The sequence below is a fragment of the Pseudomonas sp. FG98 genome (assembly GCF_057808595.1).
The window spans coordinates 189109-205105 of record NZ_JBMDIJ010000001.1; the positions used below are offsets into that span (position 1 = coordinate 189109).

Annotated in this window: 13 protein-coding genes; 2 read left to right on the forward strand and 11 right to left on the reverse strand. The window is 63.0% G+C overall.

Annotation, left to right across the window (positions count from 1 at the left end):
- Positions 1–41 precede the first annotated feature (41 nt).
- The 7 genes from pstA to ACODSK_RS00925 all read right to left on the reverse strand — a co-directional run bounded on the left by pstA (position 42) and on the right by ACODSK_RS00925 (position 11430).
- Positions 42–1712 (reverse strand): phosphate ABC transporter permease PstA, encoded by a 1671-nt coding sequence (gene pstA / locus ACODSK_RS00895; RefSeq protein WP_489013132.1) that lies wholly within the window; start codon positions 1710–1712, stop codon positions 42–44.
- 17 nt (positions 1713–1729) lie between these two features.
- Positions 1730–4018: an ABC transporter permease subunit gene (locus tag ACODSK_RS00900; RefSeq protein WP_489013133.1), complete on the reverse strand. Its 2289-nt coding sequence runs from the start codon at positions 4016–4018 to the stop codon at positions 1730–1732.
- Between the two features lie 137 nt (positions 4019–4155).
- Positions 4156–5154, reverse strand: a complete 999-nt coding sequence (locus ACODSK_RS00905; RefSeq protein ID WP_489013134.1) for a phosphate ABC transporter substrate-binding protein PstS — start codon at positions 5152–5154, stop codon at positions 4156–4158.
- A gap of 171 nt (positions 5155–5325) precedes the next feature.
- Positions 5326–6852: an S-type pyocin domain-containing protein gene (locus tag ACODSK_RS00910; protein ID WP_489013135.1), complete on the reverse strand. Its 1527-nt coding sequence runs from the start codon at positions 6850–6852 to the stop codon at positions 5326–5328.
- A gap of 62 nt (positions 6853–6914) precedes the next feature.
- Positions 6915–7376 (reverse strand): DUF6392 family protein, encoded by a 462-nt coding sequence (locus ACODSK_RS00915; protein ID WP_489013137.1) that lies wholly within the window; start codon positions 7374–7376, stop codon positions 6915–6917.
- Entirely contained in the window at positions 7373–9994 is a 2622-nt protein-coding gene (locus ACODSK_RS00920) for an S-type pyocin domain-containing protein (RefSeq protein ID WP_489013138.1), read from the reverse strand. The genes ACODSK_RS00915 and ACODSK_RS00920 overlap by 4 nt, the downstream gene beginning before the upstream one ends.
- A 146-nt stretch (positions 9995–10140) precedes the next feature.
- Complete coding sequence (locus tag ACODSK_RS00925) at positions 10141–11430, reverse strand: MFS transporter (RefSeq protein WP_489013139.1); 1290 nt, start codon at positions 11428–11430, stop codon at positions 10141–10143.
- A 348-nt stretch (positions 11431–11778) separates the two neighbouring features.
- Here ACODSK_RS00925 and ACODSK_RS00930 point away from each other — a divergent pair, with 348 nt between their 5' ends.
- Both ACODSK_RS00930 and ACODSK_RS00935 read left to right on the forward strand, forming a co-directional pair.
- Positions 11779–12180, forward strand: coding sequence for an acyl-CoA thioesterase (locus ACODSK_RS00930; protein ID WP_009402429.1), 402 nt, complete (start codon positions 11779–11781; stop codon positions 12178–12180).
- Between the two features lie 72 nt (positions 12181–12252).
- Entirely contained in the window at positions 12253–13149 is an 897-nt protein-coding gene (locus ACODSK_RS00935) for a D-hexose-6-phosphate mutarotase (RefSeq protein ID WP_489013141.1), read from the forward strand.
- 106 nt (positions 13150–13255) lie between these two features.
- Here ACODSK_RS00935 and ACODSK_RS00940 read toward each other — a convergent pair whose 3' ends face one another.
- The 4 genes from ACODSK_RS00940 to purE all read right to left on the reverse strand — a co-directional run bounded on the left by ACODSK_RS00940 (position 13256) and on the right by purE (position 15756).
- Positions 13256–13789: a DUF3299 domain-containing protein gene (locus ACODSK_RS00940; RefSeq protein ID WP_489013143.1), complete on the reverse strand. Its 534-nt coding sequence runs from the start codon at positions 13787–13789 to the stop codon at positions 13256–13258.
- A gap of 50 nt (positions 13790–13839) precedes the next feature.
- A complete protein-coding gene (locus tag ACODSK_RS00945) occupies positions 13840–14085 on the reverse strand; it encodes a GlsB/YeaQ/YmgE family stress response membrane protein (RefSeq protein WP_489013145.1) in 246 nt (81 codons plus the stop codon).
- Between the two features lie 86 nt (positions 14086–14171).
- Positions 14172–15254: a 5-(carboxyamino)imidazole ribonucleotide synthase gene (locus ACODSK_RS00950; protein WP_489013146.1), complete on the reverse strand. Its 1083-nt coding sequence runs from the start codon at positions 15252–15254 to the stop codon at positions 14172–14174.
- 10 nt (positions 15255–15264) lie between these two features.
- Positions 15265–15756, reverse strand: a complete 492-nt coding sequence (purE, locus tag ACODSK_RS00955) for a 5-(carboxyamino)imidazole ribonucleotide mutase (protein ID WP_009402441.1) — start codon at positions 15754–15756, stop codon at positions 15265–15267.
- Positions 15757–15997 lie beyond the last annotated feature (241 nt).

Below are 15997 nucleotides of genomic sequence, written 5' to 3' on the forward strand. Positions count from 1 at the left end.
CGGCGCTTGGCGCGGGCGGTACTTGCAAATAAGGGGGCGGATCAGCTGTCCAGCGCCTTGTACTTCTCGCGCAGGTGGTTGCGGATCCACACGGCCGACAGGTTCAGGGTGGCGATCACCAGTACCAGCAGCAGCGCGGTGGCGTACACCAGCGGGCGGGCCGCTTCGACGTTCGGGCTCTGGAAGCCGACGTCGTAGATGTGGAAGCCCAGGTGCATGATCTTCTGGTCCAGGTGCAGGTACGGGTAGTTGCCGTCCACCGGCAACGACGGCGCCAGCTTGACCACGCCCACCAGCATCAGCGGCGCCACTTCACCGGCGGCACGGGCCACCGCGAGGATCATGCCGGTCATCATCGCCGGGCTGGCCATCGGCAGGACGATCTTCCACAGCGTCTCGGCCTTGGTCGCGCCGAGGGCCAGGGAGCCTTCGCGCACGGTCCGCGGAATCCGCGCCAGGCCTTCCTCGGTGGCCACGATCACCACCGGCACGGCCAGCAGCGCCAGGGTCAGCGAGGCCCAGAGCAGGCCCGGGGTACCCAGGGTCGGCGCCGGCAACGCTTCGGGAAAGAACAGGCGGTCGAGGGAGCCACCCAGCACGTAGACGAAGAAGCCCAGGCCGAACACGCCGTAGACGATCGCCGGAACACCGGCCAGGTTGTTCACCGCGATGCGGATCAGCCGGGTCACCGTGCCCTGGCGCGCATATTCGCGCAGGTACACCGCCGCCAGCACGCCGAACGGGGTGACGATCACGGCCATGATCAGGGTCATCATCACGGTACCGAAGATGGCCGGGAAGATACCGCCCTCGGTGTTGGCTTCACGCGGGTCGTCGCTGAGGAATTCCCAGACCTTGGCGAAGTACACGCCGAGCTTGGTGAACAAGCCCATGCCGTTGGGCTGGTAGGCGTGGACGATCTTGCTCAGGTTGATCTCGACTTCGCGACCGTTGCCGTCACGGGCCACCATGGCATCACGGGCGAAGTCCTGGTGCAGGGTGCCGAGACGATCCTCGATGGCCTTGTAGCGGTTGTTCAGTTCAGCGCGCTCGGCTTCGATGTCGGCCTGGGCGGCAGCATCGAGCTTGCCTTCCAGTTCCAGCTTGCGGCTGTGCAGGCGCAGGCGTTCAAGGCCATGGTTGATGGCACCGATGTCTTTCTTTTCCAGGGTCTGCAGGTCGCTGGCCAGCTTGTCGGCACGGGCCAGGCGGCTTTGCAGTTCGTTCCAGGCCGCCGCGCCTTCGGCGACCACCTTGCCGTTTTCCTTGACGCTGACCAGGTAGCCGTAGAAGTTGCCCCACTCGCGGCGCTCCAGGGCGATCAGGTCAGCCGGACGCTGCTCGTCGGCCAGCCACTCACCGACCACCCAGGTGAAGTCGCTGCCGTTGAGATCACGGTTGCCGACCTTGATCAGCTCGCGGGTCATGAATTCCGGGCCGTCATCCGGCACCGGCAGGCCGGCACCTCTCAGACGGGCGCGGGGGACTTCTTCCTGCTGTACCACCTCGCCAACCACTACATGGGCGGGCTGGCCCGGTACGTTGTAGCTGGCCTGGATCAGGTCGGCGGGCCAGAAGTGCCCCAGGCCGCGCACGGCAATGACGGCGAGCAGGCCGATGGTCATGATCACCGCGATGGCCACCGAGCCACCGCTGATCCACACACCCGGGGCGCCGCTCTTGAACCAGCTTTTGAGGGAATCCTTTTTCACGGATCTCTACCTTTCTATCAAAGCGACGAGTATTTCTTGCGCAGACGCTGGCGAATCAGCTCGGCCAAGGTGTTCATGACGAAAGTGAACATCAGCAATACCAGCGCAGCGAGGAACAGCACGCGGTAGTGGCTGCCGCCGACTTCCGATTCGGGCATTTCCACCGCGACGTTGGCCGCCAGGGTGCGCATCCCTTCGAACAGGTTCATTTCCATCACCGGGGTGTTGCCGGTCGCCATCAGCACGATCATGGTTTCGCCCACGGCGCGGCCCATGCCGATCATCAGCGCCGAGAAGATGCCCGGGCTGGCGGTGAGGATGACCACCCGGGTCAGGGTCTGCCAGGGCGTTGCGCCGAGCGCCAGCGAGCCCAGGGTCAGGCTGCGCGGCACGCTGAACACGGCGTCCTCGGCGATCGAGTAGATGTTCGGGATCACCGCGAAGCCCATGGCGATACCAACTACCAGGGCATTGCGCTGGTCGTAGGTGATGCCCAGGTCGTTGGTGATCCACAGGCGCATGTCGCCGCCGAAGAACCAGGTCTCCATGAACGGGCTCATGTACAGGGCGAACCAGCCGGTGAAGAGGATCACCGGGATCAGGATCGCCGCCTCCCAGCCATCCGGCACGCGCAGGCGGATCGACTCGGGCAGGCGGCTCCAGGTGAAGCCGGCGACCAGGATGCCCAGCGGCAGGAGCAGCAACAGGCTGAACACGCCCGGCAGGTGACCTTCCAGGTACGGCGCCAGGAACAGGCCGGCGAAGAAGCCGAGGATCACCGTCGGCATCGCCTCCATCAGTTCGATCACCGGCTTGACCTTGCGGCGCATGCCCGGGGCCATGAAGTAGGCGGTGTAGATCGCTGCGGCGATGGCCAGCGGTGCGGCCAGGATCATCGCGTAGAAGGCTGCCTTCAAGGTGCCGAAGGTCAGCGGCGACAGGCTCAGCTTGGGTTCGAAGTCGGTGTTCGAGGCGGTCGACTGCCAGACATATTTAGGCTCGTCGTAGTTCTCGTACCAGACCTTGCTCCACAGCGCACTCCAGGAAACCTCGGGGTGCGGGTTCTTCAGGGTCAGCGGCTGCAGCTTGTTGCCGGCCTCGATGAACACGCGGTTGGCCCGTGGCGACAGGGCCAGGATGCCCGGGCCGTCGACGGCCTGTTCGATCAGCAGGGTACGGTGCGCGGTGCTATGGAACACGCCGAGCTGGCCGCTGGCGTCCAGGGCGATGAAGCCCTTGCGGCGCTCTTCGGCATCGATCTGCACGATCGGCGCGCTACCCATCTTGAAGTCGCGGATCAGCTTGAGGCGGTGCTCGCCATCCGGGTCTCGGGCCATGAACCATTGCGAAAGCACGCCCCGGGAATCACCGATGATCAGGGAGATACCGCCGACCAGCTGGGCGCTGGCGGTGATCTCGGTGCTGCCGTCCTCGGCCAGCTTGTAGCGACCGTTGAGGCTCTTTTCACGCAGGTTGAACACGTCGGCCTGGGCGCGCCCGTTGATCACGTACAACCACTGCTGGCGCGGGTCGACGAAGATCTGCTTCACCGGCTCGGTCATCTGCGGCAGGTCGATGCGGTTCTGCTCGTTGGTGACTTCGCCGGTCATCATGTTTTCCGAGCGGCTCAGTTCCAGCACTTGCAGGTGCGCGCCGACGGAGCCGGTCAGCAGCAGGGTGTCGCCGTTGACGTTGAGGCTCACGTGTTCCAGCGCACGCCCCTGCTCGTCCAGGGCGATGGGCTCCTGGCCGTAAGGGAAGTCGATGGCGGGGGTGATGGTTTTCTTGTTGTCCGGGTAGGTGATCTTGTAGGTGTGGTGGAACACCAGCACCTGGCCATTGGACAGGCCCAGCGCGATCAGCGGGCTGCCCGGCTGGTCGGCACCGATCGAGGCCACCTGGACGCCGGCCGGCAGGGGCAGGTCGACGCGCTTGATCTCGGCGCCGCTCTTGGTATCGAAGAACAGGGCCTGGCCTTTGTCGGAGACGCGCATGCCGACCAGGTTCTGTTCTTCCAGGGCGATCATCAGCGGCTTGCCCGCATCCTGCTGCAACCAGGTCGGCTCCAGGGCTGGCTTGCTGGTCAGGCTGGCGCCCTGGAACAGCGGCACCACCACATAGGCCAGATAGAAGAAGATCAGGGTAATGGCCGCCAGCACGGCGAGCCCGCCCACCAGTACATACCAGCGGGTCAGGCGATCCTTGAGGGCGCGCAGGCGGCGCTTGCGTTGCAGCTCGGGCGTATTGAAATCAATCCGCACCGGGGGGGAATTTGGGGTCATTGTGGAATTGGCCAGATCATTCATGCGCACACCCTAGCGGTCCCGTATGACAGAAACATGACAATACAGTGACGCAAAAAAGCCCGCCGCGCAGAAGCTTCTGGCAGCAGACTGGAAATTTGCGGCGGGGCCCGGATCCTCCGGGCCCCGCCTGGTCACACTTAGTTCTTGGCGACGCCGGCGGTGTGGGTCAGACCCAGGTCAGCCAGGGCTTTCTCGGCCACCTTGGCTGGCAGCGGGATGTAACCGTCCTTCACCACGACCTGCTGACCGGCCTGGGACAGGACCAGCTTGACGAACTCGGCTTCCAGCGGGGCCAGAGGCTTGTTCGGCGCCTTGTTGACGTAGACGTACAGGAAGCGCGACAGCGGGTAGGTACCGTTCAGGGCGTTGGCTTCGTTGTCTTCAACGAACTCGCCGCCTTCTTTCTTGGCCAGGGCTACGGTCTTGACGCTGGCGGTCTTGTAGCCGATGCCGGAGTAGCCGATGCCGTTCAGCGACGAGCTGATCGACTGGACCACGGAAGCCGAACCTGGCTGCTCGTTGACGTTAGGCTTGAAGTCGCCTTTGCACAGGGCTTCTTCCTTGAAGTAGCCGTAGGTGCCGGATACCGAGTTGCGGCCGAACAGCTGCACTGGCTTGTTGGCCAGGTCGCCGGTCACGCCCAGGTCGCCCCAGGTCTTGACGTCGGCTTTGCCACCGCACAGACGGGTCGACGAGAAGATCGCGTCAACCTGGGCCATGGTCAGGCCTTTGATCGGGTTGTCCTTGTGCACGAACACGGCCAGGGCGTCGACGGCAACCGGGATGGCGGTTGGCTTGTAGCCGTATTTCTGCTCGAAGGCCTGCAGCTCGACGTCCTTCATCTTGCGGCTCATCGGGCCCAGGTTGGCGGTGCCTTCGGTCAGTGCGGGCGGCGCGGTGGAGGAGCCGGCGGCCTGAATCTGGATGTTTACGTTCGGGTATTCCTTTTTGTACGCCTCAGCCCACAGCGTCATCAGGTTGGCCAGGGTGTCGGAACCAACGCTGGACAGGTTGCCCGACACACCGGTGGTCTTGGTGTAGGTCGGAATAGCTGGGTCAACAGCGGCAACCGCATTGGCGGTGGCAACGCCAGCGGCGACAAAGGTCAGGGCCGCCATCAAACGCTTCAGTTTCATGCCTTGCTCCTAGCAGGAATTCGGGGGTGAGATGGATCGGGCCCCAGTATCTGTAGGCCGGATGACTAATCTATGACTCGATTATGACAATTAGATGAAAGGCCATCAGTCGCCAGGTGCGCAAATTGATTTGCGCGCCAATCATCCGGATCGGCTCGTTTCAGCGTCCTTTTATAGCGGCAGTCCCCTGCCCCGCTTGAACATGAGGTACAGCGGCGCGAGCCCGCTGTCTGCCGGGAAGACCAGAATGCAGTCGTCGAAACTCACTGGGTCAATCGCTGCAAGGGATTCCAGCAAGGGCGTTTCGGGCAGATCGACCACGCCGCCCACCTGGCGCCGGGCGGGCGGTGCGGGAGTCAGGGAAAACGTCGATGCCGTGCTCCAGCGTAATTCGATGGAGGGAGAACCGGACGCCACGTAACCGAGTGCTGGCTGCGCGGCCACGACCTTGACCTTCGCCGACAAACCGTTGCCGTTCGTCGGGGTCAGGCATATCTGCTGCATCGCAGTGATCTCCTGCAATCCGACGGATATCTTCCGACGCTCGACCGGAGCGGTTCGAGAGAACAGACGATACGGCAGATCGATCTCGCCACCTGACCGGGCCAGCCCCTGCCAGTCATGACCGTCGGTGGGCATCAGATCAACCAGCGGTACGCTGGCGACATACCAGCTGCGCGCCTTCCAGTGTTCGAAGAAGAAGCTGGCGACGCCTATGAAGGAGCCCGGATGCTCATCCTTCAATGAAGTCGCTTGCCAACTGAATTCGGCCACGGCCGAGCGGATCGTTTTTTTCATGGCGATCAGGCTTCGAGGGTCGGCGACCGCGATCGGGTCGGCGAACATCAGGCCCGGGCGCAACTGGGATGCGCGCGCTGAGAGCGAGACAAGGGTAGCCGGCCTGCCGGACGCGGCACCGGGGGCAGACAAGCGGCGGACAAGGTGTTCCTCTGCTGCCGCGAACAGCGCAGTGCAGCGTTCGTGGACCTGCCGATGGCGTTGTTCGGCATCGGCTACGGCGGCCAGATAGTCGTTGTTGCCTTGGGTGATGATGCCGAGGACACGGGCCTGTACGGTGGGGTCGCGGAAAGGACTGGAGAGGTTTCGCTGCGCACCGGACATGGCGAACTCGACCTTCAACTTCAGGGGTCCCAGCGCCTTTACTGTCCGGACCATTTTGGATTGCGCTGTTTCCAGCGCACTCATTTCTTCGATATGCCCGTCGATGGTCCGCGAATCCAGCGGTTGGGCCTGCCATTTGTCCAGCAACAGGCCGACCTGGAGCAGGCCGTCGCTTGCCGACTTCGCGGCGGCACTGATCTGGTCGACGAGTTGATTGACCTTTTCCAGCTCCTTGTTCGACTCGGCGACCTTGCGCTCCTGTTGGCTCAGGCGGGCCGGTGGCTTGGACGGTGGTACTGGTGCTGGGACCGGCTCGTCGTGGAAGGCAGCCTGACCCTTGGCGTTGTGCCACCGCTTGACGTGAAACACGACACTGTCGACGGAGTGGGCGTTGCCTGTCGCGAGGTCGGGTGGATAGAACAGTAGGTCGGCGCCGATAGGGTCGCCGATGATCCGGTCGAAGTGGTCGATCAACTGGGTGTGGGTCGAGTTGTCGAGGTCGGCGCTCCAGATGGCCGAGACCAGGGATTTGAATTCTTCCTGGGTGTAATCACGTAGTGTTGATTTGAATTCCATTTCAAAGCTCCTGCCATTTTTAAAAAGCCACCATGCTGCAAGTACACGGTGGCTAGAACCTACTATTTCAATGCAAAAACAACAGCTTTTACCTGCATATCGGCGGCGTACTGGAATTGCAAATAAACGCCCGGAAATAGTTCCTCGTCGTACAAGTAGAATGCCCATCCTCCCGTTTGTCCGATAGGCGCAGGCAGTAATACCGGTGCCCCAGAGGAGACCGGTTCACCGAACAAATCGAGAACCATCTCCTGATCCATACCCGGGAAAAATATTTCGGGGAGTTCACCCTTGTATACGGAAGTACCTTCGTATGTTTTTTTCAGCGTTATGTTCAATGCCGTCAGCACTTTATTCTCCGCCAGGAAGTCTAACTCAAGGCCTTCCTCCGGAAGCATGTAAACGCTGTCGGACCCAGGGTAAATTTCGATGAATTCTCTCTCTGGAAAAATGTTCTCCGCAGCGAAATCTGCGTAGGATCGACCAAGATATCCAACGATTTTATCGATATCTTCCATCTTCATTTTATCCACCCCTGCTGCCTTTGAAGATCATGTATTTTTTGTCTGGCCTGTTCTATCTTTGATTCTTCAAGTCCATATTCAATAAGCCCAGGCTTTATAGCATCAAAATTTCTGTCGACAGCGGCGTTCAAATCCAGAGCATCCGCATGCTGCTGTTCTTTGGTATTTCGTCCACCATAGGTTTCGCTGAATTTCCTGTGAACTTCGGCTGGGATCGCAATACCAGGAGCCTTGGAGAGAACCGCTTTTATATCCGCATCAGCCATGCCCGGGAACGTCCGGGATAGATACAGCTGCAGCGCTTTCTTCGAAACAATATGATCGATATCCAAACCGTCCTTGTTACTGTCTCTCTGTAATTGATCAGCAGGCCCGACATCCAACGGCTCCGAGAACACCAACCCCGGCGACGGCAAATCACGTCCATCTCCATACCCTGGAAGCCTGGACCCGATCTCGCCTTCTTCCAGCCCTGGAAGTGTTTCGATTTGCGGCCGGTAGGGATCCAGCTCCGCGCCCGGGATCGTTCCTGGCAGCGTCGGCCCTTGGGGCAGTTCCGTCGAGCCAAGGAGATCGCTACCCGGCGGCACCAGCGGCGTCCAGGTCCGCCGCCCACCAGAGGAATGCGCGAGCGACTTGGCTTCGGCGAGGGAGATCGGCTCGCCCAGTTTCAGCCAGGGTGCGAAGGGCTCGGTCTGTGGCCGTACGCCAAAGGCGCTGGCCGGACTGTGCAGGCTGAGGCGATCCAGATCATACGGCGCAGTGCCTAGCGCGGCGCTTTGCGAGTAACGCACCTCGAATTCGCGGCGCGTTCCCACCCAGGTGCTTTTCGGCGCAAAGGGCGCAAGTCCATCGGCGATACGCCGCTGGTTGATCTCGCTGAATGCGCCACCGAGTGCCGCCTCCTCCCCAATGGAGCGCCACAGCGCCTGCTCGAAGCCGGCGAACGACGCGAATTCCCGCCCCCGCAAGGTGCTCGCCGCCTGCGCCGGAATCGCGGCCCCGCTTGCCTGGGTGCTGGCCTGCCACCAGCCCGCAGCGGCAACCTGCCCGCCACCGCTGACAACTCCGCTCCCGGCAGGTGGTACATCGAACGAAAAATAGAGAGGCGCCCTACCGGGGATACAGACGATGCAGTCGTTAATCCGAGTGTCTGCACCTGCAGGAATCGCGAATACCTCCGGCTCGGCAGAAAGCAGTCCCGAGGCCGTTGGTGTTTCCGGGCTGGGCATCTGCGCAAGCGCGGCATCGGACGTGAACACCAGGTCACGATCCATGGCCGTCTGTCCTTCGGCCCGATAGGTATTGGTCGTTGCATCGAAAACCGCGTTTCTCACCGGGACACGGGTTGAAATCTCATCACCGGTACCGGCAACGATGACGGCGGTGCTATTACCCTGCGCTTCCAGCCTGACCCGGTAATCGACCTCGGCCATTTCTCCGCGCTCGGCAAGGGCCTGGAAATCCTGCCCAGGCTGACCGCCCAGTACATCAACAGGAAAACCGACGCCCTGGATGCGCTGGCGCTGCTCCGCACTCAGTTCGCCATTGCCGAGTTCGGAGGAATAGAAAAAGGCGACTACTGCGGGATGCCTGAGTGCGACCGTCAGCGGCAACGCTCTAGCTCGGGTCATCACCAAGGCCGCGCTGCCAACAAGCCGCCCGATATCCTTGGCCAGCCGCTCGGCAACCTCTGTTCCACCCCACGTCAGCACCCCTCCGCCAACGGTGGCCGACATCGGCATCGTCAGCGAATTGGCCTCGCGGATCCGCATCAGCCGCAGGTTTTCATCCGCCAGTTGCTTGAACCGGACCCGCGCCTCACGCAATTCCTTGTACTGCTTTTGCCGCTCCCACTCCTCCTCGCGCGCCTTCCAGACCACTTTCTGCTCGGCATGACGGGCCGCCAGGGCAGTGGATCGTTCAGTCAACTGGCGAATGGCTTCGGACAGCAGCTGCGCGTCCTGCGCCGCGAGGTAGGCGGCCTCCCAGGCCTGGTGAAGTTGCTGGAACGCCTCGCTGGTGCCCTGTTGGGCAAGACGTTGTGCGTAGTCCTGCGCAGTGCGCTGGAGCGGGTCCTGTCCGTCGAAGGCCCGGGCCATCTGGGTCTGGCGCTGAAGCTCGGCGGTCTTCGCCGCGATCATCGCCTCGACCACCTGCCTTTCCCGGGTGATCAGATGCAGTTGCCAGCGCTCGCTGCCGTCATAGGCGGGATATTGGCGCACCGCGTCCAGCTCGGTCTTCAGCGCTTGCCCGACGTTCTGCCGTTGGGCGGTGTAATGCCGGTCGATGGTGGCCTGGGTGGCCTGCTGGGTCTGCGAGAAGTGCGCCACCCATTGCCGGTGGGCCTCGGCCCGGGCTGCCGCCTGGGCAGCGAGCTGTTGCTGATAGGCCGCTTCGGCTGCGGCCTGTTGTTCGGCGCGGCGCTTGGCGATGGCTTCTGCCCGGGCCCTGGCGCGCTTCTTCGCCCGCTTGCGGCTCGATCCACCGAAACCACCGGAAAATCCGCTGCCCCCGCCGATGTCGAAAAACCCGGCGTCCCTCGGTCCTTGCGTCTCGACAGTGCCATCGCGGATAACCACGTCGCCCGTCGATTTATCGGGAAATAACTTGTCCATACAGAGTCTCCTTGTCTGTATGGCGCAGGGTGTCGGGTGGGGCGGAGGCGGCTGAGGTAGATCTTTATGGCCGGGTGATGGCCAACTGAATCAGCATGTTACGAAGGTGCCGCCACCGGATTGCCCGGCAGCGGCGAGCAGTCAGGTCAGCGTTTGGTCGCCAGCAGGTACAGGCCGACCAGGAAGCCGATGGTGCAGATCCCGGCGACGTACAGTGCCGGCGCCATGGGGCTGAACTTGAGCAGTGCGGTCACCGCCATCGGGGTCAGGCCGCCGAAGATGGCGTAGGCGACGTTGTAGGAGAACGACAGGCCGCTGAAGCGCACCACCGGCGGGAAGGCGCGGACCATGACGAAAGGCACGGCGCCGACGATGCCGACGCACAGGCCGGTCAGGGCGTACATCGGGAACAGCAGGTCCTTGTGCTCGGCCAGGGTGTGGTAGAAGGTCCACGAGCTGACCAGCAGCGCCAGGCTGCCGACCACGAACACCCGGCCGGCGCCGAAGCGGTCGACCAGCTTGCCGGCGCCGATGCAGCCCAGGGTCAGCAGGACGATGGCCAGGCTGTTGGCCTGCAGCGCCACGCTCGGGGTGAAGCCGTAGACGGTCTGCAGCACGGTCGGGGTCATCAGGATGACCACGATGATGCCGGCGGAGAGCAGCCAGGTCAGCAGCATCGACAGGACGATGGCGCCACGGTGGTCACGCAGGACGGCGCGCAGCGGCACTTCTTCGGCCAGGGCCTTGCGCTGTTGCAGTTCGGCGAATACCGGGGTCTCGTGCAACCAGCGGCGCAGATAGACCGAGAACAGGCCAAACACCCCGCCCAGCAGGAACGGGATGCGCCAGGCGTAATCGGCCACTTCTTCGGCGCTGTAGACGCTGTTGATCAGGGTCGCCACCAGCGAGCCAAGCAGAATGCCCGCCGTCAGGCCGGCGGTCAGGGTGCCGCAGGCAAAGCCGGTATTGCGCGCCGGCACGTGCTCGGACACGAAGACCCACGCCCCCGGTACCTCGCCGCCAATGGCCGCGCCCTGGATCACCCGCATCAGCAGGAGCAGGATCGGTGCCGCCATGCCGATCTGCGCGTAGGTGGGCAGCAGGCCCATGATCAGGGTCGGCACGGCCATCATGAAGATGCTCAGGGTGAACATCTTCTTGCGCCCCAGCAGGTCGCCGAAGTGGGCCATGACGATGCCGCCCAGCGGCCGCGCCAGGTAGCCCGCGGCGAAGATGCCGAAGGTCTGCATCAGGCGCAGCCACTCCGGCATGTCCGCCGGGAAGAACAGCTTGCCGACCACCGTGGCGAAGAACACGAAGATGATGAAATCGTAGAACTCCAGCGCACCGCCAAGGGCGGACAGTGACAGGGTCTTGTAGTCGTTGCGGGTCAGCGGCCGGGCGGGCTGCTCGATACTGGAGGGCACGGAGGTCATGGATGTTCTCTTATTGGCCAGGCAGCCAGATTGTCATGGGCCTGAAATGAACTCCGAACGATAACAAATTGTCCGAAAGCGACACAGATCTACATATTCCGCGCAGATAATCATGACTGCATGGTCGTCGCTGTCTGCGAGGCTCTATATACTGGGCCCCTCGTCGAAACCGGTTGCGTCCAAGGTGGGATATTGTGCGAAAACGCTGCCAAGTAAACTTGGTCGGTTTCGCAGAGTTTCCCTCCGCCGCCCTTCGAAGCGAAATCAGTGTTGTGAGTGAGCTGGATCGTTTTTTGCGGCGTTATTGCGTCAACCAACGAAGCGTTACGGGTCAGAGGCACCCCCGGCATGATTGAACTCGAACAAGAAGATCCCATCCCGCAAGGCGACCTGGCCTTGCAAATCACCGCACTACCCCGTGAAACCAACGGTTTCGGCGATATCTTCGGCGGCTGGCTGGTCGCCCAGATGGACCTGGCCGGCACGGCCATGGCCAGCCGCGTCGCCGGCGGCCGCGTCGCTACCGTGGCGATCGACCGCATGGCCTTCCTGGTGCCGGTCGCCGTGGGTGCGCAATTGTCCTTCTATACCCAGACCCTGGAAATCGGCCGCAGCTCGATCCAGATGATGGTCGAAGTGTGGAGCGACGATCCGCTGTCCAGCGAATGGCGCAAGGTCACCGAAGCGGTCTTCGTCTTCGTCGCCATCGACGGCAGTGGCCGCACCCGTTCGGTCCCGCCTCGTCGCTGATCCGGCTGCGCGGTAAACTCGCGGGTCTGTAGAGGGTCGAAGACCTTACGGCACACCCAACGAGATCAGCGCATGTCCACACCCAAGGTCGAATCGGAACAACACGGCGAACTCAACTGCTGGCGCATCACCAGCGACCACGCCGAGCTGCTGGTAGCGCAGCAGGGTGCCCAGGTGCTGAGCTACCAGCGACTGGGCGAACCACCCCTCCTCTGGCTGAGCGACCAGGCCCTGTTCAATCACGGCAAGTCGGTACGCGCCGGCGTGCCGGTGTGCTGGCCGTGGTTCGGCAACCTGCAGCGCAACCCGCAATCCGTTCAGCAGCAATTCCAGGGCAGCGAAGCCCCGGCCCACGGGCTGGTGCGCGGTCGTGACTGGCAGTTGCTCGGTATCGACAGCAGCGGCGCCGAGGTGCAACTGGCGTTCAGCCTGCCGGAAACCCAGGGCGACTTGCCTGGCTGGCCCCATCAGGTCGAACTGGTCCTCGAAATCCGCATGGGCGAGCAACTGAGCCTCAACCTCACCAGCCGCAACCTGGGCGATGAGAAGGTCACCCTGAGCCAGGCGCTGCACAGCTACTTCGCGGTGAGCGATGTGCGTTCGGTGCAGGTGGAAGGGGTCAAGGGCCGGGACTACATCGAGACCCTGGCGGACTGGGAGCAGCGTACCCAGCAGACCGACCTGGGCTTCAGCGGCGAAACCGACCGGATCTACCTGGATACACCGGCAGAACTGAGCATTGTCGATCAGGCCTGGGAACGGCGTATCCGCATCAGCAGCAGCGGCTCGCGCTCGGCGGTGATCTGGAATCCCTGGACCGAGCGCGCCGCACAATTGCCGGACATGGCGGATGACGGCTGGCAGCGCATGCTGTGCATCGAGACGGCGAATGTGTGGGATGACATCGTCGAGCTGGCGCCAGGGGCCAGCCATACCCTGGGCCTGACCCTCTCCAGCGAACGTCTCTGACCAAGAGCAACACTGCCCCCTGTGGGAGCTGGCTTGCCAGCGATAGCTATAGTGAATTCACCATTGCAATCGCTGGCAAGCCAGCTCCCACAGGGGGCAGTGTCGTTTATAGATCCGCGTCCTCCACCACCCGCACCTTCACCGCATCCATCGCATACGCCGCATCAGCCATGTCATTGCTGACCGTCTCGATCTTCAAAGGCCCGCTGACCCACAGCGGCGTATAGATATCCGCCAGCTTCACGCCCTTCGGATAGCGCACCAGCACCAGCTGGTTCGGCGGTGGCGGCGGCACGTGGATGCAGGCGCCCGGATAGGGTACGAGGAAGAACAGCGTGCTGTTGCCCTTGGCATCGGCTTCCAGCGGCACCGGGTAACCGCCAAGGCGGATGGACTTGCCGTTCATGGCCGCCACGGTCTTGCTCGAATACATCACCGCCGGCAAGCCTTTGCTCTGCTTCAGGCCGCCCTTGGCGGTGAAGGTGCCCTGGGCTTCCGGGGAGTTGTGGTCGATTTCGGGCATCGCTTCCAGGGCCTTCTGGTCCGACTTGGGCATCAGCTCCAGCCAGTCGGTTTCAGGCAGCTCGGCCCGGGCGAGGGTGCTGCACAGCAGCAGGGGAACAAGGAAAAGCGCGCGCATGAAAAAGCTCGGCAACCGTAGGAAAAGTTGCCGAGCATTCTATCCCGCAATCAGCTTTTTTTGATGAATCCGTAGATCACCAGCAGGATGATCGCGCCCACCACCGCGCCGATGAAACCGGCTGCCTGACCGGCCTGGTAGATGCCCAGGGCCTGGCCACCGTAGGTCGCCGCGAGCGAGCCGCCGATGCCCAGCAGAATGGTCATGATCCAGCCCATGCTGTCGTCACCGGGCTTGAGAAAGCGCGCGATGAGTCCGACGATCAGGCCGATGAAGATGGTTCCGATGATTCCCATGGCAATCCCTCTGAGTGAGTGCACCACCAAAAGCCTAGTCAGCGCTTCGGTGTCCTGCCATCAGAGGGTTGCCGGGGGAGAGAGGTTCAACCCGCGATCAGGGCTTCGACCTGCTGGATCTTCTGCTCCAGCGTGGCCGCGTCGGCGCAACGCAGGGTGGCGTGGCCAACCTTGCGACCGATCTTGAAGGCCTTGCCGTAGTGGTGCAGGTGGCAGTCATCGATGGCGACGACCTTGTCCACCGCCGGCACTTCGCCGATGAAGTTGAGCATGGCGCTTTCGCCGACCTTGGCGGTCGAACCCAGCGGCAGGCCGGCCACGGCACGCAGGTGGTTCTCGAACTGGCTGCACTCGGCGCCTTCGATGGTCCAGTGCCCCGAGTTATGCACTCGCGGGGCGATCTCGTTGGCCTTCAGGCCGCCATCGACTTCGAAGAACTCGAAGGCCAGCACGCCAACGTAATCCAGCTTCTCCAGCACGCGGCCGGCATAGTCCTCGGCCAGGGCCTGCAGCGGGTGATCGCTGCTGGCCACCGACAGGCGCAGGATGCCGCTCTCGTGGGTGTTGTGCACCAGCGGGTAGAAACGGGTTTCACCATCGCGGGCACGCACGGCGACCAGCGAGACTTCGCCGGTGAAGGGCACGAAGCCTTCCAGCAGGCATGGCACGCTGCCCAGCTCGGCGAAGGTGTCGACCACATCGGCAGCGCTGCGCAGGACCTTCTGGCCCTTGCCGTCGTAACCCAGGGTGCGGGTCTTCAGCACGGCCGGCAGGCCGATGCTGGCCACGGCGGCGTCCAGGTCGGCTTGCGACTGGATGTCGGCAAAGGCCGGGGTGGGGATGCCCAGGTCCTTGAACATGCTCTTTTCGAACCAGCGATCACGGGCGATGCGCAGGGCTTCGGCGCTCGGGTAGACCGGGACGAACTGCGACAGGAAGGCGACGGTTTCCGCCGGCACGCTTTCGAACTCGAAGGTCACCAGGTCGACTTCGTCGGCCAGTTGGCGCAGGTGGTCCTGGTCGCCGTAGTCGGCCCGCAGGTGCTCGCCCAGCGGGGCGGCGCAGGCGTCTGGCGCAGGGTCGAGGAAGGCGAAGTTCATGCCCAGCGGAGTGCCCGCCAGGGCCAGCATGCGGCCGAGCTGGCCGCCACCGATTACACCGATCTTCATGGCTGCGACCTCAGGCCTGGCGCGGGTCTGGATTGTCCAGAACGCTGTCTGTCTGCTCTGCGCGGAACTGCTTCAGCACAGTGTGGAACTGCGGATGCTTGGCGCCGAGGATGCTCGCCGACAGCAGCGCGGCGTTGATCGCGCCGGCCTTGCCGATGGCCAGGGTCGCCACCGGGATACCGGCAGGCATCTGCACGATGGACAGCAGCGAGTCGACACCGGACAGCATCGACGACTGCACCGGCACGCCCAGTACCGGCAGGTGGGTCTTGGCGGCGCACATGCCCGGCAGGTGGGCAGCGCCACCGGCTCCGGCGATGATCACCTCGATCCCGCGGCCTTCCGCCTCTTCGGCGTACTGGAACAGCAAGTCCGGTGTGCGGTGGGCGGAAACCACCTTCACTTCGTAGGGAATGCCGAGTTTTTCCAGCATATCGGCGGTGTGGCTAAGGGTGGACCAATCGGACTTGGAGCCCATGATCACGCCAACCAGTGCACTCATCGTCGAGCCTCTCCTGCAAGCGTCTTGTGACGCGCCAAAAGCAACGAGCCACGCAGGGGACCTGCGTGGCTCGTCATACGGATTCTGAATCGGCCTGACCGGCCGAAGGCGCGGGATTATAGCGCAGTCAAGGTAAATGCGCCCAGCCCCGTTGGTAAGGTCGGGGGATGGCCCACTGAGAGGCTTCCAGATGCTTTGCCGCGTGCCTTGGGGACTACTGTCAGGGCGCAATCCGCAGCCG